At 71.6% G+C, this 23,314-nt stretch carries 23 protein-coding genes; 7 read left to right on the top strand and 16 right to left on the bottom strand.

Features of this window, described 5'->3' with window-relative positions; genetic code table 11:
- Positions 1–86: 86 nt before the first annotated feature.
- The 3 genes from ACGFIE_RS21665 to ACGFIE_RS21655 all read right to left on the bottom strand — a co-directional run bounded on the left by ACGFIE_RS21665 (position 87) and on the right by ACGFIE_RS21655 (position 5,463).
- Positions 87–1,964 (bottom strand): protein kinase, encoded by a 1,878-nt coding sequence (locus tag ACGFIE_RS21665; protein WP_393297117.1) that lies wholly within the window; start codon positions 1,962–1,964, stop codon positions 87–89.
- Positions 1,965–2,047: 83 nt separating this feature from the next.
- Positions 2,048–3,382 (bottom strand): glycosyltransferase family 4 protein, encoded by a 1,335-nt coding sequence (locus tag ACGFIE_RS21660; RefSeq protein WP_393297115.1) that lies wholly within the window; start codon positions 3,380–3,382, stop codon positions 2,048–2,050.
- A gap of 137 nt (positions 3,383–3,519) precedes the next feature.
- Positions 3,520–5,463, bottom strand: coding sequence for an amylo-alpha-1,6-glucosidase (locus ACGFIE_RS21655; RefSeq protein WP_393297113.1), 1,944 nt, complete (start codon positions 5,461–5,463; stop codon positions 3,520–3,522).
- A 42-nt stretch (positions 5,464–5,505) separates the two neighbouring features.
- Between ACGFIE_RS21655 and ACGFIE_RS21650 the strand changes: the two genes are divergently transcribed.
- Entirely contained in the window at positions 5,506–8,214 is a 2,709-nt protein-coding gene (locus ACGFIE_RS21650; RefSeq protein ID WP_393297111.1) for a glucosidase, read from the top strand.
- Positions 8,215–8,217: 3 nt separating this feature from the next.
- Here ACGFIE_RS21650 and ACGFIE_RS21645 read toward each other — a convergent pair whose 3' ends face one another.
- Positions 8,218–9,270, bottom strand: coding sequence for an NAD-dependent epimerase/dehydratase family protein (locus ACGFIE_RS21645; RefSeq protein ID WP_393297109.1), 1,053 nt, complete (start codon positions 9,268–9,270; stop codon positions 8,218–8,220).
- A gap of 18 nt (positions 9,271–9,288) precedes the next feature.
- Positions 9,289–9,693 carry a MerR family transcriptional regulator gene (locus ACGFIE_RS21640; RefSeq protein ID WP_393297107.1) on the bottom strand — a complete coding sequence of 135 codons (405 nt, stop codon included), beginning with the start codon at positions 9,691–9,693 and terminating at the stop codon, positions 9,289–9,291.
- Positions 9,694–9,862: 169 nt separating this feature from the next.
- Here ACGFIE_RS21640 and ACGFIE_RS21635 point away from each other — a divergent pair, with 169 nt between their 5' ends.
- Complete coding sequence (locus tag ACGFIE_RS21635; RefSeq protein WP_393297105.1) at positions 9,863–10,330, top strand: hypothetical protein; 468 nt, start codon at positions 9,863–9,865, stop codon at positions 10,328–10,330.
- A gap of 18 nt (positions 10,331–10,348) precedes the next feature.
- Here ACGFIE_RS21635 and ACGFIE_RS21630 read toward each other — a convergent pair whose 3' ends face one another.
- The 6 genes from ACGFIE_RS21630 to ACGFIE_RS21605 all read right to left on the bottom strand — a co-directional run bounded on the left by ACGFIE_RS21630 (position 10,349) and on the right by ACGFIE_RS21605 (position 15,504).
- Entirely contained in the window at positions 10,349–10,741 is a 393-nt protein-coding gene (locus ACGFIE_RS21630) for a hypothetical protein (protein ID WP_393297103.1), read from the bottom strand.
- A gap of 38 nt (positions 10,742–10,779) precedes the next feature.
- Entirely contained in the window at positions 10,780–11,403 is a 624-nt protein-coding gene (locus ACGFIE_RS21625) for a DUF4291 domain-containing protein (RefSeq protein ID WP_393297101.1), read from the bottom strand.
- 141 nt (positions 11,404–11,544) lie between these two features.
- Positions 11,545–12,747 (bottom strand): low temperature requirement protein A, encoded by a 1,203-nt coding sequence (locus tag ACGFIE_RS21620; protein WP_393297099.1) that lies wholly within the window; start codon positions 12,745–12,747, stop codon positions 11,545–11,547.
- 124 nt (positions 12,748–12,871) lie between these two features.
- Positions 12,872–13,639, bottom strand: coding sequence for a GNAT family N-acetyltransferase (locus tag ACGFIE_RS21615; RefSeq protein ID WP_393297097.1), 768 nt, complete (start codon positions 13,637–13,639; stop codon positions 12,872–12,874).
- Positions 13,640–13,687: 48 nt separating this feature from the next.
- Positions 13,688–14,968, bottom strand: coding sequence for an MFS transporter (locus tag ACGFIE_RS21610; protein WP_393297095.1), 1,281 nt, complete (start codon positions 14,966–14,968; stop codon positions 13,688–13,690).
- The gene (locus ACGFIE_RS21605; RefSeq protein WP_393297093.1) at positions 14,965–15,504 is read right to left on the bottom strand and encodes an ArsR/SmtB family transcription factor; all 540 of its coding nucleotides are present in this window, start codon (positions 15,502–15,504) and stop codon (positions 14,965–14,967) included. Before ACGFIE_RS21605 ends, ACGFIE_RS21610 begins: the two co-directional genes overlap by 4 nt.
- 117 nt (positions 15,505–15,621) lie before the next feature.
- Here ACGFIE_RS21605 and ACGFIE_RS21600 point away from each other — a divergent pair, with 117 nt between their 5' ends.
- Positions 15,622–16,200 carry a TetR/AcrR family transcriptional regulator gene (locus ACGFIE_RS21600; RefSeq protein WP_393297091.1) on the top strand — a complete coding sequence of 193 codons (579 nt, stop codon included), beginning with the start codon at positions 15,622–15,624 and terminating at the stop codon, positions 16,198–16,200.
- 175 nt (positions 16,201–16,375) lie between these two features.
- On the top strand, positions 16,376–17,086 hold the full coding sequence (locus ACGFIE_RS21595) for an HAD family hydrolase (RefSeq protein ID WP_393297089.1): 711 nt from the start codon (positions 16,376–16,378) through the stop codon (positions 17,084–17,086).
- 364 nt (positions 17,087–17,450) lie between these two features.
- On the opposite strand, the gene ACGFIE_RS21590 is transcribed toward ACGFIE_RS21595, so the two are convergent.
- From ACGFIE_RS21590 to ACGFIE_RS21570, 5 genes are all read right to left on the bottom strand, one after another.
- Positions 17,451–17,768 carry a hypothetical protein gene (locus tag ACGFIE_RS21590; protein ID WP_363688300.1) on the bottom strand — a complete coding sequence of 106 codons (318 nt, stop codon included), beginning with the start codon at positions 17,766–17,768 and terminating at the stop codon, positions 17,451–17,453.
- Positions 17,769–17,815: 47 nt separating this feature from the next.
- On the bottom strand, positions 17,816–18,247 hold the full coding sequence (locus ACGFIE_RS21585) for a hypothetical protein (RefSeq protein ID WP_363688302.1): 432 nt from the start codon (positions 18,245–18,247) through the stop codon (positions 17,816–17,818).
- 185 nt (positions 18,248–18,432) lie between these two features.
- Positions 18,433–19,134 carry a VOC family protein gene (locus ACGFIE_RS21580; protein WP_393297087.1) on the bottom strand — a complete coding sequence of 234 codons (702 nt, stop codon included), beginning with the start codon at positions 19,132–19,134 and terminating at the stop codon, positions 18,433–18,435.
- 116 nt (positions 19,135–19,250) lie between these two features.
- On the bottom strand, positions 19,251–19,433 hold the full coding sequence (locus tag ACGFIE_RS21575; protein ID WP_393297485.1) for a DUF397 domain-containing protein: 183 nt from the start codon (positions 19,431–19,433) through the stop codon (positions 19,251–19,253).
- The gene (locus ACGFIE_RS21570) at positions 19,427–20,227 is read right to left on the bottom strand and encodes a helix-turn-helix domain-containing protein (RefSeq protein WP_393297085.1); all 801 of its coding nucleotides are present in this window, start codon (positions 20,225–20,227) and stop codon (positions 19,427–19,429) included. Before ACGFIE_RS21570 ends, ACGFIE_RS21575 begins: the two co-directional genes overlap by 7 nt.
- A gap of 275 nt (positions 20,228–20,502) precedes the next feature.
- Here ACGFIE_RS21570 and ACGFIE_RS21565 point away from each other — a divergent pair, with 275 nt between their 5' ends.
- The 3 genes from ACGFIE_RS21565 to ACGFIE_RS21555 all read left to right on the top strand — a co-directional run bounded on the left by ACGFIE_RS21565 (position 20,503) and on the right by ACGFIE_RS21555 (position 23,313).
- On the top strand, positions 20,503–20,757 hold the full coding sequence (locus ACGFIE_RS21565) for a flavin reductase (protein ID WP_393297083.1): 255 nt from the start codon (positions 20,503–20,505) through the stop codon (positions 20,755–20,757).
- Positions 20,758–21,043: 286 nt separating this feature from the next.
- A complete protein-coding gene (locus ACGFIE_RS21560; RefSeq protein WP_393297082.1) occupies positions 21,044–22,333 on the top strand; it encodes an ABC transporter substrate-binding protein in 1,290 nt (429 codons plus the stop codon).
- Positions 22,330–23,313 carry a carbohydrate ABC transporter permease gene (locus ACGFIE_RS21555; RefSeq protein ID WP_393297080.1) on the top strand — a complete coding sequence of 328 codons (984 nt, stop codon included), beginning with the start codon at positions 22,330–22,332 and terminating at the stop codon, positions 23,311–23,313. The genes ACGFIE_RS21560 and ACGFIE_RS21555 overlap by 4 nt, the downstream gene beginning before the upstream one ends.
- Position 23,314 lies beyond the last annotated feature (1 nt).

The following is a 23,314-nucleotide window of genomic DNA, read 5'->3' as shown; positions in this document are numbered from 1 at the left end:
GATAGCCACCACTGTGGGTTTTCTCATCCGCTGAGCGGCCTCGATCCACGCCGGACGGAGGGCCGAGCAGGGCCATACGGCGCAGGTCAGCGGGGTGGTCGGAAACTGTTTCGCACTGCGGTCCAGTCCGCGCCGGCGGCCGTCCAGTCCCTGTCGTCGGTGATCCACCCCAGTGTCCAGCGCTGGTCCGCGAGGATCTGCCGCCGGGCGTGCAGCACGGGCCCGTACGGGGCGGTCCACCGGCACTCCCACTCCGCGCCGCCGCCGCCCGCGGCGAGCCGGATCTCGTCGTAGCCCGGCAGCGCCCCGGCGCCGGCCGCCTCGTCGCGGGCCGACCGCAGTCGGATGAGCGGGTCGGCCGCCCCGCCCTGCGCGACGCTCAACGCCCGCCCGGTGGCCGGGTCCTGGAAGCACACCACCCCGCCCTCGCGCGAGTAGTGCCAGGTCGCCGGCACGGAGACCCGGAAGCCGGTGCTGTCGGCATGCCAGACCCAACCCGCCGGCGGCCGGAACCGCTCGCCCGGACCGGGGGATCCGGCCGAGACCGGCGGGCCCGCGACGTCGGGATGGACGCACGGGAACGGCGGCGGAGGAACGTCGCGGCCATTCGGCGGCGGGCCGGGCCGGCCGGGGCCACCACCGCCGTACGGGCCGCCGGGACCGCCACCGCCGTACGGACCGCCCCGGTCGTCGCCGTAGCCCCCGTTCGCGCCGCCGCCGTCGTTGGGACGGTTCGTCGATGGCGCGGTGGACCGCCCGGCGGTGTCGGTCGGGGCGTCCCCGGCGACGGCCAGCGCGGTGCCCACGCCGGCCGCGGCGGCCACCAGCAGCGCGGTGACGACAAGCGCACCCCGCCGCGCCGTGGGTCGTCGGCCCAGTCGCCCGGCCGGTCGCTCCGACGCTGGTGGAGTGGAGGCTGTGGCCTCCGTCGGGGCCCGGCCGCCCGGTTCGGCGCTCGGGTGGGCGCCGGTCGAAGCGTTTCCAGGTGGAACGGCGCCACCGCCCTTGGTGGCGGCGGTCCGGCCGGGCTCGGACAGCGCGATGGTGGCGTCCTGGTCGGCCGGCTCCCCCGAAGCGGACGCCCCCGAGCCGGTCGAGCCTGCGGAGCGGGTCGGGGCGCCGGGTGCGGCTTCCGGCTGGTGCACCGGCGGGCTGGGGTGGCCGGTCGCGGCCGCGGTGAGCAGCCGGCGGGCCCCGTCGTGGTCGAGGCGGTCACCCGGGTCGCGGCGCAGCAGCCCGGCGAGCACCGGCGCGAGCGGTCCGGCGTGCGGGGCCGGGTCCGGTGGGCCAGCGGCCAGCGCGCTGAGCGTGGCCATGGCGTTGCTGCGGGCGTACGGGGAGCGGCCCTCGACGGCGGCGTGCAGGGTGGCCCCGAGCGACCACAGGTCGGCGGCGACAGTGGACACCCCCTCGGCGGCGCGCTCCGGGGCGACGTACTGCGGGGAGCCGAGCACCATCCCGGGACGGGTCATCGCTCCGTCCCCGCCGTCGAAGGTGGCCAGCCCGAAGTCGGCGAGCATCACCCGACCGTCGTGGGCGACGAGCACGTTCTGCGGTTTGACGTCGCGGTGCAGCACTCCTGCCGTGTGCGCGGCCTCCAGCGCGCCGAGCAGGGCCAGGCCGATCCGCGCGGCGCGGACCGGCGTCAGCGGTCCCTCGGCGTCGACGACGTCCTGCAGGGTGCGCGACGGGACGTACTCCATCACGATCCACGGGCTGCCCTCGACCGGGACGACGTCGTAGAGCCGGACCACGGCGGGGTGGTTGAGCCGGGCCGCGGCGCGCGCCTCCCGCAGCGTGCGCGAGCGCAGCTCGGCCCGCTCGTGGTCGGCCAACCAACTCGGCGGTACGACCTCCTTGACGGCGACCTCGCGGTGCAGCATCTCGTCGCGGGCTCGCCACACCCGACCCATGCCCCCACGACCCACCAGGTCGAGCAGCCGGTACCGACCGGCGATCAGCACCTGCGCACGCTCCTCCTCAGCCGCTGTCCGGGGTACACCCTAACCAGCGGATCGGAAGTCACCTATCGGTCGACCGACCTGGCTCAGCAGGCGGCGTGGTCGACGGCGGCGAGCAGATTGCCCTCCGGGATGGCGATCCGGTCACGCCCCCCGGCCAGTCGGGCGGCGGCCCGGCGGGCCTGGAGCGGGCCGTACTCACGACGGGCGGTGGCGTAGCTGGCGGCGGTGCGGGCCGCGATGGTGGCCCAGCCGTACCGCTCGCCGACCATGGTGCGGGCCTGCCGGGCCACCCGTCGGGCGAAGACCTCGTCGCCGAGCAGTTGGTCGACCGCGCCCGCGAGGGCGGCCGGGTCGCTGTGCGGGAACGTCACGCCTGTCACGCCGGGTTCGACGATCTCGGCGAGGCCGCCGGTGCGAGCCACGGCGAGGGGTGCCCCGGCAGCGGCCGCCTCCAGGGCCACCATGCCGAACGGCTCGTAGAGACTGGGGACCACTGTCGCGTCGGTGGCGCCGAGCACCGCCGGCAGTTGGGTGGCGTCGAGGAAGCCCGTGAAGCGGACTGTCGAGCCGAGCGCCAGGCGGCGGGCCTGCGCCTCCAACTCGGGGCGGTACGGGCCGTCGCCGGCGATCACCACGCGCAGCCCGGGGTGCCGCTCGCGCAGCCGGGGCACGGCGTGCACCAGGTGCTGCACGCCCTTCTCGTAGACCAGGCGTCCCGCGTACCCGACGAGGGGGCCGTCCGCGGCGAACCGCGCGCGGGCCGACGCGACAGCGCGCGGGCGGGCCCGCCAGGCCCGGTCGTCGACCCCGTTGGGGACCACGTCGACAAGCCCGGCTGGCACGTCGAAGAGCGCGCTGACCTGGTCGCGCATGTAACCCGAACAGGTGATCACCCGGGTGGAGGACCCGCTGAGCCAGTGCTCGACGCCGTGGATGGTGCGGTTCATCTCCTCGGGCAGCCAGCCCTGGTGCCGGCCCGCCTCGGTGGCGTGGATGGTGGTGACCAGCGGCAGGTCGAGGTGTTCGGCGACTGTGGTCGCGGTGTGGGCGACGAGCCAGTCGTGGGCGTGGATGACGTCGTAGCTGCCGGCCTGGGTGGCGCGCAGGGCGGTGCGGGTGAGGGTGTGGTTGAAGGCCATCGTCCACGCGAGGAGGGAGCCGGTGGCGAGGGGGAAGGCGACGGGGTCTTCGGGTGCGCGCAGGATGCGGACGCCGTCGGCGTACTCCTCCAGGGGTGCGCCCTCGGCGTGGCGGGTGACGACTGTGACGTCGTGGCCGGCGGCGGCGAGGGCGACGGAGAGGGCGTGCACGTGGCGGCCGAGGCCGCCGACGAGCACCGGCGGATATTCCCAGGACAGCATCAGCACCCGCAGCTGACGAGCGGGGTGGATGTCGATCACGTGGGCGTCGGGTGACATGCGGCCCCCTTTGAGTTGTCCCCGGGCGCGCGCCGACCGACACCGGAGTCGATGTCGCCGTCGCGTCTGGATCGGGGCCAATCCTGCCCGGGCCGAGATAACCAGCGGAGACACCGCCGTTGCGGTCGTGTAAAGCGCTACTGGCCTTTTCGGCGCACCCGCAGCAACTCGGCCACCGACCACGCCTGGAACGGGCAGCCGGTCGCGGAGTGCGGCGCGACGCCGTCGGCCGTCTCACTTACCGATCCTAGCCCATATTCGGTCAGATGGGACTCTATGCCGATCAATGCGTCATCGACCGACATCTTGCCCCGCCGGGCGGCGTCCACGTACGGCCCGAGCAGCCACGGCCACACCGTGCCCTGGTGGTAGCCGCCGTCCCGCTCGGCCGGGCCACCCCGGTGTCGAGCCACGAACTCGGGAGAATCCGGGGCGAGACTGCGCGGCCCGAGCGGGGTGAGCAGCCCGGTCGCGATCCGGCGCAGCGTCGATTCGTCCGGCTCCAACGGTGCGAACGGCAACGACCAGGCCAGCAACTGGTTGGGGCGCAGCGCGTCGTCGTCGTGCAGGGCCGACCCACCCAGCGGGTACGCCGGCGCGGGCGCGTCCAGCACGTCGTGCAGCCAACCGGTCGGGGACGGGTAGCGGTCCCGGAACGACGCGGTCGCCTGCGCGTGCCGCCGCCACAGCTCGGCCGCGTCCTGCCCGGCCAGCTCGGTCAGCTCGGCGAGGCCGGCCAGCCCGTTGACCCACAACGCGTTGACCTCGACCGGCTTGCCCGTACGCGGGGTGACCGGCACCCCGTACACGCGGGCGTCCATCCAGGTGAGCGCGCTGCCGGGGGCGCCCTGGGTGAGCAGCCCGTCGGCCGGGTCTACGGCGATCCCGTACCGGGTGCCGGCCACGTGCGCGTCGACGACGGTGCGCAGCGCCGGCAGCAGCTCGTCACCGAGGTCGGTGTCGCCGGTGACCGTCACGTGCCGGCTCACCGCGTGCAGGAACCACAGCGTGCCGTCGACGGTGTTGTACTCCACCCGGCCGGTGTCGGCCGTGTTGGCGAGCATCCCCTCGGACAGGGTCGCCGCGTACGCCCGCAGCAGCTCACGCCCCTCGGCGGCCCGGCCGGTGCAGAGGAACAACCCCTCGTACGAGATCATCGTGTCCCGCGACCAGGCGCCGAACCACGGGTACCCGGCCACCACGTCGACAGCCGCGCCACCGGGACGGACCACGAACGCGTCGGCTGCCAGCGCCAGCGTCGCGTCCACCGCATCGGCCGGCTTCGCCGCGGCCACCACCTGCCGGTTGCGTCGCCGGGCAGTCGCCACGATCTCGGCGGCCGGCGGCGGCTCCTCGTCCAGCCGACCCGCCCAGGCCCGCACCGACACCGTGTCGCCGGGGCGCTCCAACTCGCCGGCGAAGCGGCCCGCGTACCAGACGTCCTCGTTCGGGTGCAGACCCCGGACGGCCTCCTCGCGGTGGTGCACGCCCAGCCACCACTGCCCCTCCGGCGTCCAGCCGGGGCCGGCGAGCCGGTACGCGCCCTCGACCACCGCGCCGTCGGCGACCGCCTCGACCTGCGGCGTCGGGCCGTCGGCCCGCCGCTCGCCGTGCGCGTCGCGCCAGGTGCACGCGGCCGACAGCTCCAGCCGGACCGGACCGCCGGCGACCAGCCGGTGCACGACCGCCACGCAGGAGCGGCCGGGCAGCATGGCCAGCTCTCGCTCGATCACCACCGCGCCGATCCGCCACCGCCACCGGGGCAGCCCGTCGACCAGGTCGAAGCGCTCCAGCAGCTCGAAGCCGCGCGGGTCGACGTCGCCGGAGGACCACTCGTGGGCGCCGAGCCGGACCCGCGCGCCGGACGGCAGGGTGACAGTCGGGTCGAGGCTCACCAGTCCCACCTGGCGGGAGGCGGGAGTTTCGCCCGGCACCACCAGCAGACCGTGGTAGCGGCGGGTCCGCAGCCCGCCGACGGTGCCCATCGCGTATCCGCCGAGGCCGTCGGGCACCAGCCACTCCCGGCTGGACGCGCTGGTCAGGTCGCCGCAGACCTGCGGGCCGAAGTTAATGTCGATCAACTTTCCTCCACCGCCGCCGAGGTGTAACACACCACGACGAGAATGGCCGCTGTGGTCAAGCACCGCGGCGGCGTCAAAGATGTGCACGTGATCAATGACCGCTCGTCCTCCGACGCCTCGCCACCCGACGCTGAGCGGCTCCGGCTCGCCCAGGCCGACTCGGGGGAGCAGGACTGGCGCGCATGGGGTCCCTATCTGTCCGAACGGGCGTGGGGGACGGTACGGGAGGACTACAGCGAGCACGGTACGGCGTGGGACTACTTCCCACACGACCATGCGCGGTCCAGAGCCTACCGCTGGAACGAAGACGGGATGGCAGGCGTCTGCGACGACCGTCAGACCTTCGCCTTCGCCCTGGCGCTGTGGAACGGCAGGGACCCGATCCTCAAGGAGCGGATGTTCGGCCTCGGCGGCGACAGCGGCAACCACGGGGAGGACGCCAAGGAGTACTGGTGGTACGAGGACTCCACGCCCACCCACTCCTGGATGCGCTGGCGCTACCACTACCCGCAGGCCGCCTTCCCGTACGACGAACTCGTCGCGGTCAACGCGCTGCGCGGCCGGGACGACACCGAGTACGAGCTGGTGGACACCGGGATCTTCGACGACGACAGGTACTGGGCGGTGACCGTCGACTACGCCAAGGCGTCACCGACCGACCTGTGCATCGTGGTGACAGTGGCCAACCGGGGCGACCGGGCGGCGACCCTGCACGTGCTGCCCACCCTGTGGTTCCGCAACACGTGGGCCTGGGGGCTGCCCGGCGGCGACCGGATCCCCCGGCTGACCGGGGAGGGCACCCGGCTGGTGGGTGAGCACCGGGTGCTCGGCCAACTGCTGCTGGAGGGCGACGGCGGCCCGGTGCCGCTGCTCTGCGACAACGACACGAACGCCGAACGGCTGTGGGGGCTGCCCGGCCGCTCCCCGTACCCGAAGGACGGCATCAACGACCACGTGGTCAACGGCGCCCCCACTGTCAACCCGGCCCGCGAGGGCACCAAGGGCGCGTTGCACTACGTGCTCGACGTGCCGGCCGGCGGGCAGCGCCAGATCCGGTTGCGGCTGACCCGTACCGCCTCCCCGCCGGCCGCCGCCCCGCCACCCCCGGCCGACCTCCGCGACGGCTTCGAGGCCGTGGTGTGGGCCCGGCGGGCCGAGGCGAACCGCTTCTTCGCCGGGGTGATCCCGGAGGCCGCGACCGCGGACGAGGCGCTTGTCGCGCGGCAGGCCATCGCCGGGCTGATGTGGGGCAAGCAGTTCTACCACTTCGACGTCAAACGCTGGCTGGACGGCGACCCGGGCTCGTCGCCCCCGCCGGCCGGGCGTCGGCACGGGCGCAACAGCGCCTGGTGGCACATGACCAGCTTCGACGTCATCTCCATGCCCGACCCCTGGGAGTACCCCTGGTACGCGGCGTGGGACCTGGCCTTCCACTGCGTGAGCATCGCCCGGGTCGACCCGGGCTTCGCCAAGGAGCAGATCCTGCTCCTGCTGCGCGAGTGGTACCTGCACCCCAACGGGCAGATCCCGGCGTACGAGTGGGCGTTCGGCGACGTGAACCCGCCAGTGCACGCCTGGGCGGCGCTCAAGGTGTTCGAGATCGACGGCGGCCGGGACTTCGAGTTCCTGGGCCGGGTGATGCACAAGCTGCTGCTCAACTTCACCTGGTGGGTCAACCGCAAGGACACCGGTGGCAACAACGTCTTCGAGGGCGGCTTCCTCGGGCTGGACAACGTCGGACCGTTCGACCGCTCGGCGGCGCTGCCGGTGGCCGGTGTGCTCGAGCAGTCCGACGGCACCGGCTGGATGGCCATGTACGCCCTCAACCTGCTCGACATGGCCATCGTGCTGGCCGAGCACGACCGGACGTGGGTGGACACCGCCACGAAGTTCTTCGAGCACTTCCTCTACATCGCCGCCGCCGCGTACGAGCAGGGGCTGTGGGACGACGAGGACGCCTTCTTCTACGACGTGCTGCGCCTCGCCGACGGCACCAAGGTGCCGCTGAAGGTCCGCTCGGTGGTCGGGCTGCTGCCGCTGGCCGCCACCACCCGCCTCACCGCCAAGACCCTGCACCGGCTGCCGGAGCTGGGCGCCCGGCTGCGCTGGTTCCTCACCAACCGCCCGGAGTACGCCCAGGTGATCGGCACCCGCCGGCTCGGCCCGGACGGCCGCCAGCAGCGGCTGCTGTCCATGGTCGGCCAGGAGCAGGTGGTCCGGCTGCTCGCCCGGATGCTCGACCCCGACGAGTTCCTCTCCGACTTCGGCCTGCGGACGCTGTCCCGCGCGCACCTGGACAAGCCGTTCTCGGTAACGCTCGGCGGGCAGGAGTTCTCCGTCGGCTATGAACCGGCCGAGTCGACGAGCGGCCTGTTCGGTGGCAACTCGAACTGGCGCGGGCCGATCTGGATGCCGACGAACTTCCTGCTGATCAGCGCGCTGCGCGACTACGCGGCGTTCTTCGGCGACGACCTGCAGGTGGAGTATCCGACCCGCTCCGGCGTGAAACTCTCGCTGGACGAGATCGCCGACGACCTGTCCGCCCGGCTGATCTCGCTGTTCACCCAGGACGACTGGGGTCGTCGACCGATCTATGGGGCTGCGCAGTTGTTCCAGACCCACCCGGACTGGCGCGACCTGATCTCGTTCCCGGAGTATTTCCACGGCGACAACGGCGCCGGCCTGGGCGCCTGGCACCAGACCGGCTGGACGGCCCTGGTAGCCGACCTGATCCTCACCCTGCGCCGCTGACGGTCAGGCGGTGATCAGGCCGAGTTTGATCAGGCTGTCGGCGGTGTCGGTGATGGTCGTCCGCACCGGACGTGGCCGCCAGCCGAGGACGTTGCGAGCCTTGTCGTTGCTGATCACCGGCACCTGACCCCGCAGGGCGGCCGCGTCGCGTAGCGCCGGCTCGGTCTTCGCGGCCTCGCGGACCTCGTCGTCGGTGAGTTCCCGAGCCGGCACCCGGTCCGCCAGGCTGGGCAGGTGCCGAGCCAGCATTCCCGCCAGGTCGAGGAAGCTGATCGAGGGGCCGCCGACACCGATGAACCGTCCGCCGGCGGCCGCCGGATGCAGCATCGCGCGTAGGTGCAGGTCGACGACGTCCCGGACGTCGACGACCCCGAAGTACATCCGGGGTACGACAGGCATCGCGCCCTGGAGGAACGCCCGCACCAGCCCGGTCGACGCGGACATCCGCGCGCCCAGCAGCGGCCCGAAGATGCCTGTCGGGTTGACCACGCTCAGCTCGACCCCGCCGTTGTCCCGGACGTAGTCCCAGGCGGCCCGCTCGGCGAGCGTCTTCGACCGGTGGTACGCCGGGATGTCGTCGTCCACGTTCGTCCAGTCCGCCTCGCTGTACCGGCCGTCGGGCTTCACCGTGTAGCCCACCGCGGCGTACGACGAGGTAAGCACGACACGCCGTACCCCGGCCTCGCGGGCGGCCCGCAGGACCCGCAGCGCTCCGTCGCGGGCTGGGCGGACCACCTCGTCGTCGTTCGCGGGCGGGGTGAACGGGAAGGGTGATGCGTGGTGCAGCACGTACCGCGCCCCCTCGGCCGCCTCGGCCCAGCCCTCGTCGGCGGAGAGGGCCGCGGTCCGGAACTCGACCCGGTCGTCCGGGTTGGTGCCGGTCTGCCGGACCCGGTCGAGCACCTCGTCCTGCTGGCCCGGCGCGCGGACTGTCACCCGTACCCGGTAGCCCTCGTCGAGCAGTCTGGCCACGGAGTACCCGCCGACGTGCCCGGTGGCACCGGTCACCAGCACGAGCGCGTCGTCGGTGGCGCGGAGTTGAACGTCGTTCGACATTGTTTGTGTCCTCGTTTCTCAGAAATCCTGAAGAGCGCGCTCGACCTGCTCGATCGCGCGGGTCTCGGCGGCGGCGTCACTTCGGTGTCGGGCGTCCCACATGTCCGCTTTGCCACGCATGTACGCCTGGCGTACCCGTAGGCGCTCGATCTCGGCGGACAGCCGTTCGGCGTGCCGGGCGAACAGGTCGCGCTGCGCGGCGGCCGCCTCGCGGTCGCCCTCGGTGAGCAACGTCAGGTACCGGCGCATATCCGCCACGCTCATCCCGGACGAGCGCAGGCAGGCCAGGGCGTCGACGCGCTCGGCGAGCCGGGTGTCGTAGCGGCGGTGGCCGCTGCTGTCGTCACGTGGCACCACGCCGAGCAGGCCGATCTTCTCGTAGTACCGCAGCGTGGGCTCGCTGAAGCCCGACCGCTGGGCCATCTCCTGAATGGTCAGGGGAAATTCGGTTCGTCCCGCTGCCGTCGCTGCCATGGGTGAAGCGTCCCCAACTTGAAGCGCTTCAAGTCAAACGATGTGACGCGACGTACGCGCCGGCGACCCGCCAGCTCGGGGACGAGAATGTGTGACCCATTCACTATCGTGAACGGCTATGGGGGAGTCGGTGCGGCCGGTGGGTGAGGTGCATGTCCTCGGCGAGTCCCGGGCCTGGCCCGCGATCGCGATACCCGTCGCGGTCCTGGTCGTGGTGATCGTTGTCGGGCTGGTCTTCGACCTGTTCGGCTGGAACGTCCTGGCGGCTGCCGCCGCTTCGATCATCGTGGCCGTCATCGTCCGGCGAAACGCGGTGCTCGCCGACGAGGTGGGGCTGCTGGTCCGCGGTCGCGGTGGTCTGCGACGCTCGTACGCCTGGGCCGAGATCGTGCGCCTGGGCTGGGTGGACGCGGGGCTGTGGGGGAGCACCCTGACGGTCTACCCCCAGGGCGGTCCCTACGACGTGCCGGGACCGAACTCGCCGACCACAGTGGGACGCATCTGGCGGCCCCGTCGTCGGCGCCTCGCGGACCCGCTGCCCGCGTTGCTCGAGAAACACGACATCAAGACGCTCACCGACCTCTGAGTGCCCGGAGTAGGGCTCTCACTCGTAGCCGAGGTGCACGATCAGCTTGCCCTCGGCGACGCGGGCCCCCACGTAGACGGACCCGGGGTCGAACAACGTCGGAGGCAGGCTCTGCTCCTCGGTGAGGCCCATCTCGCGTGCCAGGTCCTCCGGTGTCTGCCCCGCCGCGGGCGCCAGGGTGAGCTGCCGCCAGCACCCACCGGACGCGCATTCCGTGCCTTCGTCGACGACGCTCGCCCCGGCCGGCACCTCGGGTAGTCGCGACTTCGGGGGTAGGGCTCCCTCATCGCCGAACACGCGCAACGACAGGAACCACAGAACCCACAGGCACGACAGCAGGCCCACCGTGACGGAGACGGCCACGAGGACGCGCTTCGTCCGTCGTCTCCTCGGCGCGGTCTCCGGCGTCATGCCGCCAGGTTAGCGGGACAAGATCGATCGTCTGCCGCTCAGGTCTCCGCGCCGGCGGCGGCGTCCTGGCTGGCGTCCACCCGGGCGCCGATCCCCGCCGGCAGTGGGTAGACCCCCTCGACGGGGAGCAGAGCCGCCGCCGCTGGTTCGTCGTCGACGACGAGCAGGTCGCGGATGCGGTGAACAGTGGGGGTGATGTCGGTGATTCCGACGATCCAGTCGTCGACGTACCTGTCGACAGCCTCGCCGGACAACCCGACCTGAAGCGAGCGGTACGGCAGCGCGCTCAGACGCAGAGTCCGTTCCGGATCCCACTGCACCCGCACCGGGCTGGCCTTCAGCTGTCGCGACCAGGTGGCGCTGTCCGCGTGCAGCCTGCGGTCGAAATGACTCAGGCAGGCTCGCTCCAGCGCCCACTCGAAGCCCTCCCGCGTGATGTCCACAGCCAGCACGCGTTCCTGCCCCGGCTTCGTGGCCCAGCCGCAGCGGTACATCATCCAGAGGAAGGACGGCTTGATCCAGGTCATGCGATCCCGCTTGAAGGGGGCCACGAAGCGGCCGGCAGTCACCGCCGGCAGCGCGATCTCCGGGGGGTACGCCTGATAGACGGTGATCGTGTCAGCCGAGAAGCGGGCACGGATCTGACGCGTGGGAACAGACACGACCCCGATCATCACAGGTTATCCCGTCCAGGTCATTCCGTTAAGGGCTCGGGTCCGCGGCGGCCCCAGGGTCACGAAGGCTGCCTGAACCTCGCCTCGTGGTGGCGCAGGTGGGTCGGGGCCGCTGAGCCGCGGGCGGAGCTAGAACGGAGGTCGGGGTGTCTCCGCCGGCCGCTGGCGGGAGCGTCGCGCGTCCCCGACGGCGACGGCGACCAGGACGACAGCGGCGGCGGCTCCGGCGGTGAGAGGTTCGAGGTGAACTGTCACCGGCACCAGCAGGCCGAGGGCCAGCAGGCCCGCCAGCCGGGAGCGGGAGACCCGGGCGAAGACCTGGTACTCGAGGGCCGACCGTCCGGCGAGGAAGAGCGCGGGGCCGCCGAGGATGGCGATGAGCCAGGCTGCCGGGAGGTGCCCGCGTGGCTCGGTGATGAACAGTTCGAAGCCGACTCCGGTCAGCACGATTCCCGCGATCATGAGCAGGTGGGCGAACGCCATCTCGGTGGCGAGTCGAGGAGCGTTGTGGGAGTGGCTGACTGCGGCGTCCTGCACCCTGCCCGCGACGTGGAAGTAGATCCGCCACAGCAGCACGGTGGTCGTCAGCGCCAGGACGTAGCCGCCGGTCTGGTCGGCGTGGAACCCGCTGCCGCTGAACGCCAACCCGAGCACGAAGATCGCCTCCCCGATCGCGATGAGGAGGAACTGCTGGTACCGCTCGGCCAGGTGCTCGGCCGCGATCATCCGGCCACCGATCCGCTGCGCGCCGATGCGGGGGGTCGGCCATCCGAGGTAGAGCCCGGTGTAGTCGACCAGGACGGCGACGGTCCACAGGGGCCCACGGACCGTGCCGTCGTCGACCAGCCCGCCGACGATCCAGAGCGGCGCGCTCACACCGAACCACAGCAGGACCCGGAGGGTCTGGCGCGGATCCGGTCGGCCGTGCCCGGCGACGTGGAAGTAGACGACGCGGCCGATCTGGAGGCTCACGTAGGTGATGGCGAAGAGGGCGGCCCGCGCGCCGAAGGCGTCGGGCACCGCGACGGCCATCGTCATGGCGCCGACCGTCGTCAGGACGATCACGGTCTGGACTATCGGCGCCTCCGGGTCCAGCCAACTGGTCGACCAGACGGTCAGCGACCAGACCGCCCAGAGGGCCAGGAACAGCAGGAGGGCCTGCCCGAGACCGGCGAGCACCCCGCGCTGGCCGTCGGTGAAGTCGACGATCACCCGCGCCGAGATCCGGGTGAGGGCGAAGACGAAGACCAGGTCGAGGAAGAGTTCCAGGAAGGTGGCCCGCTGGAGGCTGGCCTCGCCGCGCACCAGCGGTACGCCAGGCTTCCCGCTCATCGGCCTGCCACGGGCCGGCGCCGCCCAACGGCCATGTGCCCTCCCGTCGTGGTGCTCTCCTCGCCCAACGAGCGAGGGATCGGCTGTGGCACGCGGAGGCAGGGAGCGTCGGCCGCGACGTCCGTCAGGAGAGCGGCGTCAGGCGCTTGCCCATGCTGATGTCGTCGACGTAGGCGCCGTCGATCAGGAACTCGTCGAGGTGTCGGCCTTCGACGGCGTAGCCGTGCCGTTCGTAGAGGCGTAGGGCGCCGGTGTTGGTCGCCAGGACGCGCAGGCCGACCTTCTTCGCGCCCTCTGCGGCGGCACGGCGTTCGGCGGCCGCGAGCAGGGCCGAGGCGATGTTCCTGCGGCGGGCCTGCTCGGCCACCACCAGGTTCCACAGGCCGAAGACGTGAGCCGCTTCCGGAAAGGGTGTCGTCCGGTGGGTGCTCACGGCGCCGACGATCTGGTCGCCGAGGGCTGCTACCAGGTGGGTCTCGGGCCTGCGCCGTTCGGAGAAGTACGCCGTTCGCTCCTCGCCCTCGGCGGAGGCGAGCCCCGACCCGGCGGTCCACGCCGCTCGGTCGAGCGCGAGGAGGGCGGCGTCGTCGTCGCTCGTGGCCTGTCGCACCAGGGGCCGCCAGTCGACGGGGCGCTCGTCCCCGGTCGCGGATCGCAGCAGGTGCTGGGTGATGGTGTCCTCCACCGCCGCGACGGCGTCCGCGTCGCCGGCTCTGACGATCATGTCGAAGTGGGTCGCCGACGCCACGAGCAGGCAGTGGCCGCCACCGAACCTGATGGACCAGCGCTCCTCGTCGAGGTCGGTGGGCGCATCGTGCCCCAGGTGGGAGACGAGGTGCGTGAGCTGGCGGCGGGGGCGGTCGGTGCTGACGCGTGCGGTCGAGTAGAACATCTGGTGCCTTTCCGGCAGTCGTGACGTCGGAGCGGGTGGGCGCGTCGATCAGGCGGAGATCAGTGCGTGGGTGCGGCTGTCCTCCGCCGGACTCTCCCGTTCGGAAGCACCACGTAGCGCCGCCTCGACCCGACGGTTGCTGGTCATGGTCGCCGTTACGGCGGTCATGGCGAGGAGGAGACCCGCGGCGGCGTAGAGCGGCGTGCGTACGTCGTAGGCGGTGGCCAGCCAACCGCCGAGGAAGGCGCCGAGCGGGGCGGCGCACATGGCGAGCATGCGGGACGTGGACGCGACCCGGCCCATCAGGTGGGCGGGGACGATCGTCTGCCGCAGGGACGGGCCGAGCACCATCGTGGCGCCCATGCCCGCTCCGCAGACGGCGAGCGCGAGACCGGCGACGTACGGGTTCGGGGCGGCGGCCAGACCGAGGATGGCGAGCCCTTCGAGGGCGGCTGTGCAGGTCAGTGCGGTGCCGGTGCCGAGTCGCCGGCCGAGTTGCGAGGCGATGCCCGCCCCGAGCAGACCGCCGGTGGCCTCCGCGGTGAGGAGCAGACCGAAGCCGTAGGTGTCGATGCCGAGGCGGTCGTGTGCGAACAGGGCGAGGACGGTCTCCACGGCGAGGAAGGCGACGTTCCCGACCGCCGGACGCAGCGCGAGGCCGAGCAGCAGCCGATCCCGGAAGACGTACGACGCGCCGGCCCGCGCCTGCCGCAGCAGCGACTCACGGACCTGCGGCACGGGCCGGGGCGCGGCGGGCAGCGACCGTACGAGCAGCGCGGAGATCGCGAACGACACCGCGTCGGAGAGCAGTGGCACCGACCGTCCGAGGGCGAGCAGGGCACTGCCCGCGGGCGGCCCCGCGAAGCCGGACATGGCGGTCTGGGCGCCGCGCAGGCGGGCGTTGGCGCGCTCCAGGAGTGCGGGGTGACGGCCGAGCAGGTCCGGCAGGTAGGCCGTGGCGGCCGTGTCGAAGAAGAGCCCGCCGAGGCCGAGCAGGAAGGCGACGATCGCGAGCAGCGGAATGCTCAGCACGTCGAGCATGGCCGCCCCCGCGGGTATCCCGAGCAGCACCGCACGCGCCGCGTCCGTGATCCACATCGTGCGACGGCGGTCCCAGCGGTCCACCAGCGCGCCGCCGAGCACTCCGAAGAGCAGCCACGGCAGCGTCCCCGCGGCCGCGACGACGGCGAGCGCCATCGGGTCCCGCGTCAACGTCAACGCGAGCAGCGGCAGCGCGGCACGCGACACTCCGTCGCCGAGCGAGGAGACCGTCTGCGCGGTCCACAGTCGTCCGAACCCGGTCGGCAACTTCTGCGCGTCTGAGGTCACTTGGCACCCCCTTCGGCCTGCTGGCGGCGGGCCGGGTGGAACAGCGCGAAGACGAGGGACGCGTCCGGCAGGGAGGGATCCGACAGCTCCCGGTACTCGTCCGCCAGTGCCTGTAGCCGTGCCCCCAACTCCGCGAACTGCTCCTCGGTGAGCCGCAGGTGCGCCATCCGTACGTGCCGCTCGCTCTGCGCCGGCGCGGCCTCCAGGTCGGCCACCGCATGCCGCATGAGCATGTCCGGCCCTCCCTCACCCGGATCCGGCAGCACTATCGACCGCGCGGCCATGGCGTAGTACCGCTCGGTGACCCCCCGGACCTTCCGCGTCCGCACCACGGTGATGAGGCCGGCCCGCTCCAGCAGGCGTACGTGGTAGCTGGAACTCCCCTTCGCCAGGCCCACCCGCTCGGCGATCTGCGTGATCGTCGCGGGCTCGAAGCGGAGCATGGCCATGATCCGGTGCCGGGTGAGGTTGGAGACGGCACGGAGCTGGTCGTCGGTGGTGACGTGGAACGTCTCGGGAAGATCGTCGGTAGGCATGGGAGCAATGGTCAACGTTTCTTGACCATTGCGCAAGGGTTTTCGGAAGTCTCGCGACCAAGTCACCAATCCGTCAGCCGGCGACCACGCGCTGTGTTCGCCTCTACGCTCGTGGACGTGCCCGGACCCGCCGAGAAGGCCACCGAACAGGACCGGCGCGACCTGATCGTCACGGTCGCCCGAGAGCTGGCCGAGGCGGAGGGCTGGGCCGGGATGACCACCCGACGGTTGGCCGATCGGGCCGAGGTCGACGTCGGCGACCTCTACCGGCACTTCGCGGATCTGGAGGCGTTGCTCGCCGCCGTCGCGGTGTGCGCCTTCGCCGACCTGGCCGCCGCTCTCGCGCTGGCGCACAGTCAGGCCGTCGGCAACCCCGAGGGTGTGTGGCCGGCGGTCGCGACCGCGTACCTCGACTTCGCGTACACGAATCCCGAGGTCTATGACGCGATGCTCGCGCTGACCCCCGACCTGGCCCTCGGCGTCGATGGCGTGCCCGCCGCGCCGCGGGCGGTCTTCGCCGAGCTGCGCGCGGCGCTGACCCCGCTGGCGGAGGGCCGGGACCCGGACACCCTCGCCGAGGTGGGCTGGAGCCTGCTGCACGGCGTGGTGATGCTCACCCGAGGTGGTCGACTGCGACCCGAGGGGCAGGAGGACCGGGAGGCGTTGATCGCACGACGGCTACTGCGGTGGCCGTGAGCACATCCTGCTCAGTCGAGGGGCTCGCGGTTGGCCGGCCCGACGCACGCCAGCATCGCCGCGCCGGCAACCCGATTCACCGTGGACATGGCGTACTCCTCGAAAAGGCCCGGGCTTTCGCCCGCCTATTCTGGGCCCTCGGCCTTCGGGCACCGTCGGCGCGGGGGAGGGACAGATGGCGGCCAGCGGGACGGCACGGCGGCAGGCGAGGGTGCTGATCTTCGATGCGGACGACACCCTGTGGGAGAACAACGTCGTCTTCGAGCGGGTGATCGACGACTTCCTGGCCTGGCTCGACCACCCCACCCTGGACCGGGCCGAGACCCGGGCGATCCTCGACGACATCGAGCGGGCCAACGCGGTGGCGCACGGGTACGGCAGCAAGGTCTTCCTCCGCAGCCTCGCCGAGTGCCTCGAGCGCTTGCGCGAACGGCCGGCCACCGACGCCGAGCGTCAGGAGATCGACCGATTGGCCCTGGCGCTCGTGGAGCACCGGGTGGAGCTGATGCCCGGTGTCGCCGAGGCGCTCGACGAGTTGGCCGGCCGGCACGAACTGCTGCTGCTGACCAAGGGTGATCGGGACGAGCAGCAGCGCAAGCTGGATGCCAGCGGGCTGCTGCACCACTTCGGGGCCGCGCACATCGTCGCCGAGAAGAACGTCGACACCTACCGGTGGCTCATCCGCGAGCACGGGTTCGCACCGGACGACGCGTGGATGATCGGCAATTCCCCGAAGTCCGACATCCTTCCGGCGCGGGCGGCCGGTCTGAACGCGGTGTTCATTCCGAACGAGAACACCTGGGTGTTGGAGAACGACGAGTTGGACCCGACCGACGGTGGCGTGCTGCGCCTGGCCGCCTTCCGGGACCTGCTCCGACACTTCTGACCGTCGAACCCGAACAGCGTCGACGATCATGGTCTCGTTACGCGTACATGCCGCTTTTCGCCCTTGAGATCAGTCACGTCGCAGACGGCCCGGCAACGCTTGTCCGGCCCTGCGCGAACGGCCTAACCTGGGCCGGCGTTCGCGGCCTTTCGGGGTGTGCCGGGGGCGCACCGGCGTCCGGCAGGTGGGCACCGTGGAGCTGAGTGCAGGGCGGCCGGGCCTCCCCACCGAGCCGCGTGGCGTCGTGCCGCGCCCATGCGCGCGGTGGGTGCCGGCCTGTCCGCTCCCCCGTCGGACGGCCGGGGGTCAGGACCGGGTAGTTGCGGACCCGGTCCTGACCCGGCCAGTCCTCATGACACAGGCCCTAAGCGCGGTGCCGGCCGTCGCCTGTGTGGTGGGCGTCCGACTCGTCGGACCCGCCGCGGACGATCGATATCGCCACCCGGCAGAACTCGTCCATGTCCGGGTTGAACCCTGCCGCGATGTCGGGATGCAACCCGGATCGGGTCTCGTCCAACAGCCGCTGGCACACCAGCTCGACCGGCTCACCGGCGTAGCCGGCCCGAATTCGGTCGGTGGCTGCCTGGAGAGCCGAGGTCAGCTGCTCCTCCAGCGGCCCGCGCAGCTTCTGCTGCACGGGATCGAGCCCGCGTGGGTCGAGCGTGACATGTGGCTCCGACATCGGTGCTCCCTTCGTCGGCGTCCGCGATACCCCACCGCGGCCGTCGGTCAAACGCCTGTCGGCACGGCGGCGACCCGCACCTGGTACGAGAAGTCCTCCGCCGGCTCTTCGTGGTACGACAAGCGGCGGATCTGCCTGTCGTCGTCGTAGAGCGCGACGTCCACCAGGACGCCGAGGTGCGTCAGGCCGATGGTGGAGACCCGCTTCTTGTCCTGGAGCACCGCGCAGACGCCGCCGAGCAGGGTGCTGGCGTCGGACGTACGGTGCCCGGGCGGGCAGCGCAGAACCAGGTCCACCTCGATCGGCCCGGGCAACGGCGTCCAGCCGGTGCGCTGGGCCGCGCCGAGGGCGGCCTGGAGCAGGGTGCGGACCCTCGTCGCCTGCCGATGCCCGGCGGCGAAGATGGACAACGCTTCGGTCTTGACCGGTGGCAGGCCGCTCACCTCGAACGTCAGGGCGAGAGCGCGGGTGTCCTGCACGACGGCACCTCCCTCATTGGGACGATCCTGCCGAACCGGTGCAGCGGCGGTGGGACGTTCCCGCGATAACCAACCGATCGGGCAGGCTGGGCCGGCCGGAGGCGTGTCGACGTCGGCGGCGAACGCGCTGGCTGCGGCGCTACGGAAACGCTAGCCGACGCCGCCCGCGCTGGGTAGTCGGCCGTTCACCCGGTGGGGCGCGGCGCGAAGGCGCAGAACTCGTTGCCCTCCGGGTCGGCAAGCACCCACCACCGCGCCTCGTCGATCGGCTCGCGGACCAGCGTCGCGCCCGCGTCGAGCAGCGCGGCCGGCTCCGGGCTGAGCATCTCGACGTCCCAGTGCATGCGGTTCTTGACCGTTCTGGGCTCGGGCACCGCGTGGAACACCCAGTGCTCCCAGGGGAACCCGGCCGCGCCGACCACCGACGAGGTGTTCGGCTCGTGCTCGATGGTGCCGCCCACCACGCCGGCCCACCAGGTCGCCTGGCGAACCGGGTCGACCGAGTCCACGACCACCTCGAACGGGCCCGGTCCGGTGCCCTCGCGTGCCGGGAAAGCGCAGAACTCGTTGCCCTCAGGGTCGGCAAGCACCCACCAGGTGGCCGCACCGGCCGGCTCGCGGACCAGCCGTGCGCCGGCTGCGAGCAACGCCGCCGGGTCCGCGCCGGCCAACCGCAGATCCAGGTGTACGCGTGTCTTGCCGACCCGCGGCTCGGGCACCCGGTTCACCCAGATGGACTCGGCGTCGGAACGTGCGGAGCGGGGGTCGACGCGGGTGTCGTCGCCGCCGGCGTCGGCCAGCTCCCCGTCGAGGATCCGGGCCCAGAAGGCACCCAGCAGGCGCGCGTCCGAGGCGTCCAGGCAGAGGTCCTTGAAGCGTGCGATCACACCCCCAGGATGCCCGATCAGCGCCGCCCTGGTGGTCGCGGGATTCTTCCGCGTAGATCTTGGACAGTTTCCGTTCTGCGCGGACGGAAACTGTCCAAGATCTCAGGAGGTTGCGGTCAGTGTTGCTTGGCGTACGTGACGAACGCCTTCCAGTCCGCCGGGGTGACGTGCAGGGTGCCGCCCTCGCGGTCCTTGGTGTCGCGCACCAGCACGACGTGCGGCATGTTGTCGGCGACCTCGACGCAGGATCCGCCGTTGCCGCCGGACCTGGTCGACTTGCGCCACTGTGGAGTCAGCATGTCCATGACTTCGCCACTCTCTCGATCAGCTCGATGCTCTGCCGGCGGGGGAGCGCCTCGCTGCGCACGATCTCCCACGTCTTCGCCAGCTTAGCCACGTCGGTCGGGGCATCGACGAACTGCGCGATGAGCTGGTTGTCCGCGTGGGCCACCCGCGCGCCGTCGGGCATCTCGGCGATGATGAACTGACCCGCCAGGCCCAGATACATGCCCGCATCCGCCGGCACGACGTGCACCTGGACATGCTCCGCCGTCGCCAACTGCACCAGGTGCTCGCACTGTTCGACCATGAGGCCCGGCTGGTCGAGCACCGGCCGGCGCAACACCGCCTCGTCCAGAACGGCGATGAGCTGCGGCGGGCGCGGGCGCTGGAGAATCGCCTGGCGCTCCAGCCGGGAGGCGACGATGCGGTCGACGTCCTCGGCGTCGAACCGGCCACCGGCCAACGTGGCGCGGGCGTACCGCTCAGTCTGGAGCAGGCCCGGCACGTACGCCAACTCGAACCAGCGCAGCGTCGTCGCCTCGCGCTCGAACTCGATCCACTCGCGCAGCCAGGCCGGTTCGGCGTCCAGTCGGCCCAACCGCTCCAGCATGCGCTGGAAGCGTCCGGCGGTCTCGTGGTGGGCGTCGACCGCCCGCATGTACTCCTTCGTGGGCGGTCGCCCGCCGGTCTCCACCGAGCTGACGTGTGAGCCGGAATAGCCGATGCCCCGGCCGAAGTCGTCCTGACTGAGCCCGAGCGTCGTGCGGAACAACCGCAGCTCCTCCAACACGTAGTCGGTGACGTTGCCCATCGAATCCCCAATCCCTGCCCAACATGCACCGGCGTGTCCTTCGTGGCTGCTCGACCGGACCGCTGAGCTGCACGGATGGCGCGAGCACGTATCGACCGTAGTCGGGTCATCGCAAACTGTCACCGGTGGCGGGCTCGCTGGTGGCCGGACAGGCGGCGGCGGGCTCTGCCCGGGGTCGCTCCCGTCTCCCCTTGCGGGAGCGACCCCCTCCCACGTCCCGAGGAGGTCAGTGTGCCGAGCCCGACAGACCACCACGACGAAACACGGTGGCGGTGATGGTGGTGCGTCCGCCCGTCCCGCACGTCGCCATGCGCCCGCTGTGGCGGTGCCGGAGCTGTGGCAGGCAGTGGCCCTGCCAGCCGGCCAAGCTGGCCCTGCTGACGGAGTACCGGACCAACCGGATTGGTCTGCTGATCTATCTCGGCACGCTGATGAACGAGGCGACGGCTCAGCTCACCCAGCTCCACCCCAACCACCCGCCGGCGAAGATGACCGAGCGCTTCCTCTCCTGGGCGAGAGCCCGGGGCTGACATTGCCACGGTTGGCCCCGGCGCGAGCGGCCGAACTGATCGACTCGGCTTTCTGGAAACGGGGGCATCCCGGCGCGGCGATCGCCCGACTTCCGTGAACCCGAGTCGATCAGCCCGGATTTCCGCTGAGACAGGCAGGTTTCGTGACTTCGCGGGTGGGGCAGTGTAGCCGCCAGGAGCATCCGGGCCGGGGTGTTTCCGCAGCTCATCGGCCCGGAATCGTCTCGCCGTGCACCGGGGCACGGATGCCCCTCCCCGGTTTCTCGCCGAAGAGAGGGGGAGGGCGATGACGGACCCCGAAACGGCTCGACACCGGCGTCGACCGGTTGCCCGGCTCGGCGCCGCGGCCGCCGCGCTGGCGCTTGTCGCGCCGCTGGCCGCGTGCGGCGCCGACGACGGTGGCGGCGGTACGCCGACGATCAACCTGTACTACCCGCCGGAGCAGAACCTGCAGAAGGTGGTCGACGACTGCAACGCGCAGGCCCAGGGACGATACAAGATCGTCTACCGGGTGCTGCCCCGCCAGGCCGACGACCAGCGCGTACAGATGGTGCGTCGGCTGGCCGCCGAGGACAGCGGGATGGACGTCCTCGGTCTGGACGTCACCTGGACCCAGGAGTTCGCCAGCGCCGACTGGATCCGCGAGTGGACCGGCCAGGACCGCTCCGACGTTGAGCAGGGCACCCTCGCCGGGCCGCTGGACACCGCCCGCTACGAGGACAAGCTCTACGCCGCGCCGAAGAACACGAACGTGCAACTGCTCTGGTACCGCAAGGACCTGGTGCCGCAGCCGCCGACCACCTGGGACCAGATGATCGCCGCTGCCCAGCAGCTCAAGGACCAGGGCAAGCCGTACCAGGTGCTCACCATGGGCGCCCAGTACGAGGGTCTGGTCGTCCTCTACAACACGCTGGCCGAGAGCGCCGGCGGAAAGGTCCTCTCCGACGACGGCAAGAAGGCCGTGATGGACGAGGGCACGGTCCGGGCGCTGGAGCAACTGAAGACGTTCGCCACGTCGGGCGTTACGTCGCCGTCGTTCAGCAACGCCACCGAGGACCCGGTCCGGTTGGAGTTCCAGTCCGGCTCGGGCGCGTTCCAGGTGAACTGGCCGTTCGTCTACCCGGCGTTGCAGGAGGCGAACCCGGAGCTGGCCAAGCAGGTCGGCTGGGCCCGGGTGCCCGGCATCGACGGGAACACCCCCGGCAAGGTCACCATCGGCGGCGTGAACCTGGCGGTCAGCTCCTATTCCAAGCACCCGGAGCAGTCGTTCGAGGCGGCCCGGTGTCTGCGCAGCCCCGAGCACCAGAAGTTCTCCGCCATCAACGACGGTGTGCCACCGACCATCGAGGCGGTCTTCGACGAGCCGGAGATGGCCGAGGCGTACCCCATGAAGGACACCATCCTCGAAGAGCTGAAGGATCCGGCGACCCGTCCGTTGACCCCTGCCTACCAGAGCATCTCCACAGTCATGTCGGCGATCCTGTCGCCGCCGTCGGCGATCCGTCCGCAGCAGACGGCCGATGAGCTGCGCGGCGCCATCTCCGACGCCCTCCAGTCGAAGGGGGTGCTGCCATGAGCATCAGCGCCACGCCAACCGGCGCCAACACCGCCGTCGAGGAGACGAAGCGACGCAACGCCGTGCCCACCCAGCGGGGCGGCCGTCGCAAGGCGCCGCTGAGTGAGAACAAGAAGGCCGAACGCCGGCTCGGCTGGCTGCTCTGCGCGCCCGCCGCGCTGGTGATGGTCGCGGTGACCGCGTACCCGATCATCTACTCGGTCTGGCTGTCGTTGCAGCGCTACGACCTGCGCTTTCCCGACCAGCGCGAGTTCATCGGGCTGGAGAACTACGTAACCGTGCTCACCAACGAGTTCTGGTGGACCGCGTTCGGGGTGACCGCGCTGATCACGGTGGTCACCGTGGCCGTCGAGCTGGTGCTCGGCATGGGGCTGGCGCTGATCATGCACCGCACGCTTGTCGGCCGCGGCCTGGTCCGCACCTCGGCGCTCATCCCGTACGGGATCGTCACGGTGGTCGCCGCGTTCTCCTGGCGGTACGCCTGGACGCCCGGCACCGGCTACCTGGCCGACCTGTTCAGCGACGGAGCGCCGCTCACCGAGCGGGCCAGCTCACTGGCGATCATCATGCTCGCCGAGATCTGGAAGACCACCCCGTTCATGGCGCTGCTGCTGATGGCCGGTCTGGCGCTGGTGCCGGAGGACCTGCTCAAGGCCGCCTCCACCGACGGGGCGACCGGCTGGCAGAAGTTCACCAAGGTGATGCTGCCGGTGATGAAGCCGGCGATCCTGGTCGCGCTGCTGTTCCGCACCCTTGACGCGTTCCGCGTCTTCGACAACATCTTCGTGTTGACCGCCGGCGGCAACGAGACCTCCTCGGTGTCGATGCTCGCCTACAACAACCTGATCCGGGGTCTCAACCTCGGCATCGGCTCGACGATGTCGGTGCTCATCTTCATCACCGTGGCGATCATCGCCTTCGTCTTCGTGAAGCTGTTCGGCACCGCTGCCCCCGGCAGCGACGACGGGGAGAGGCGCTGAC

Origin of the sequence: Micromonospora sp. NPDC049275 (assembly GCF_043197115.1) — a bacterium.
Classification (GTDB): domain Bacteria; phylum Actinomycetota; class Actinomycetes; order Mycobacteriales; family Micromonosporaceae; genus Micromonospora.
Note: the sequence above shows the minus strand (reverse complement) of the source record. Positions and strands in the feature narration are given on the sequence as shown.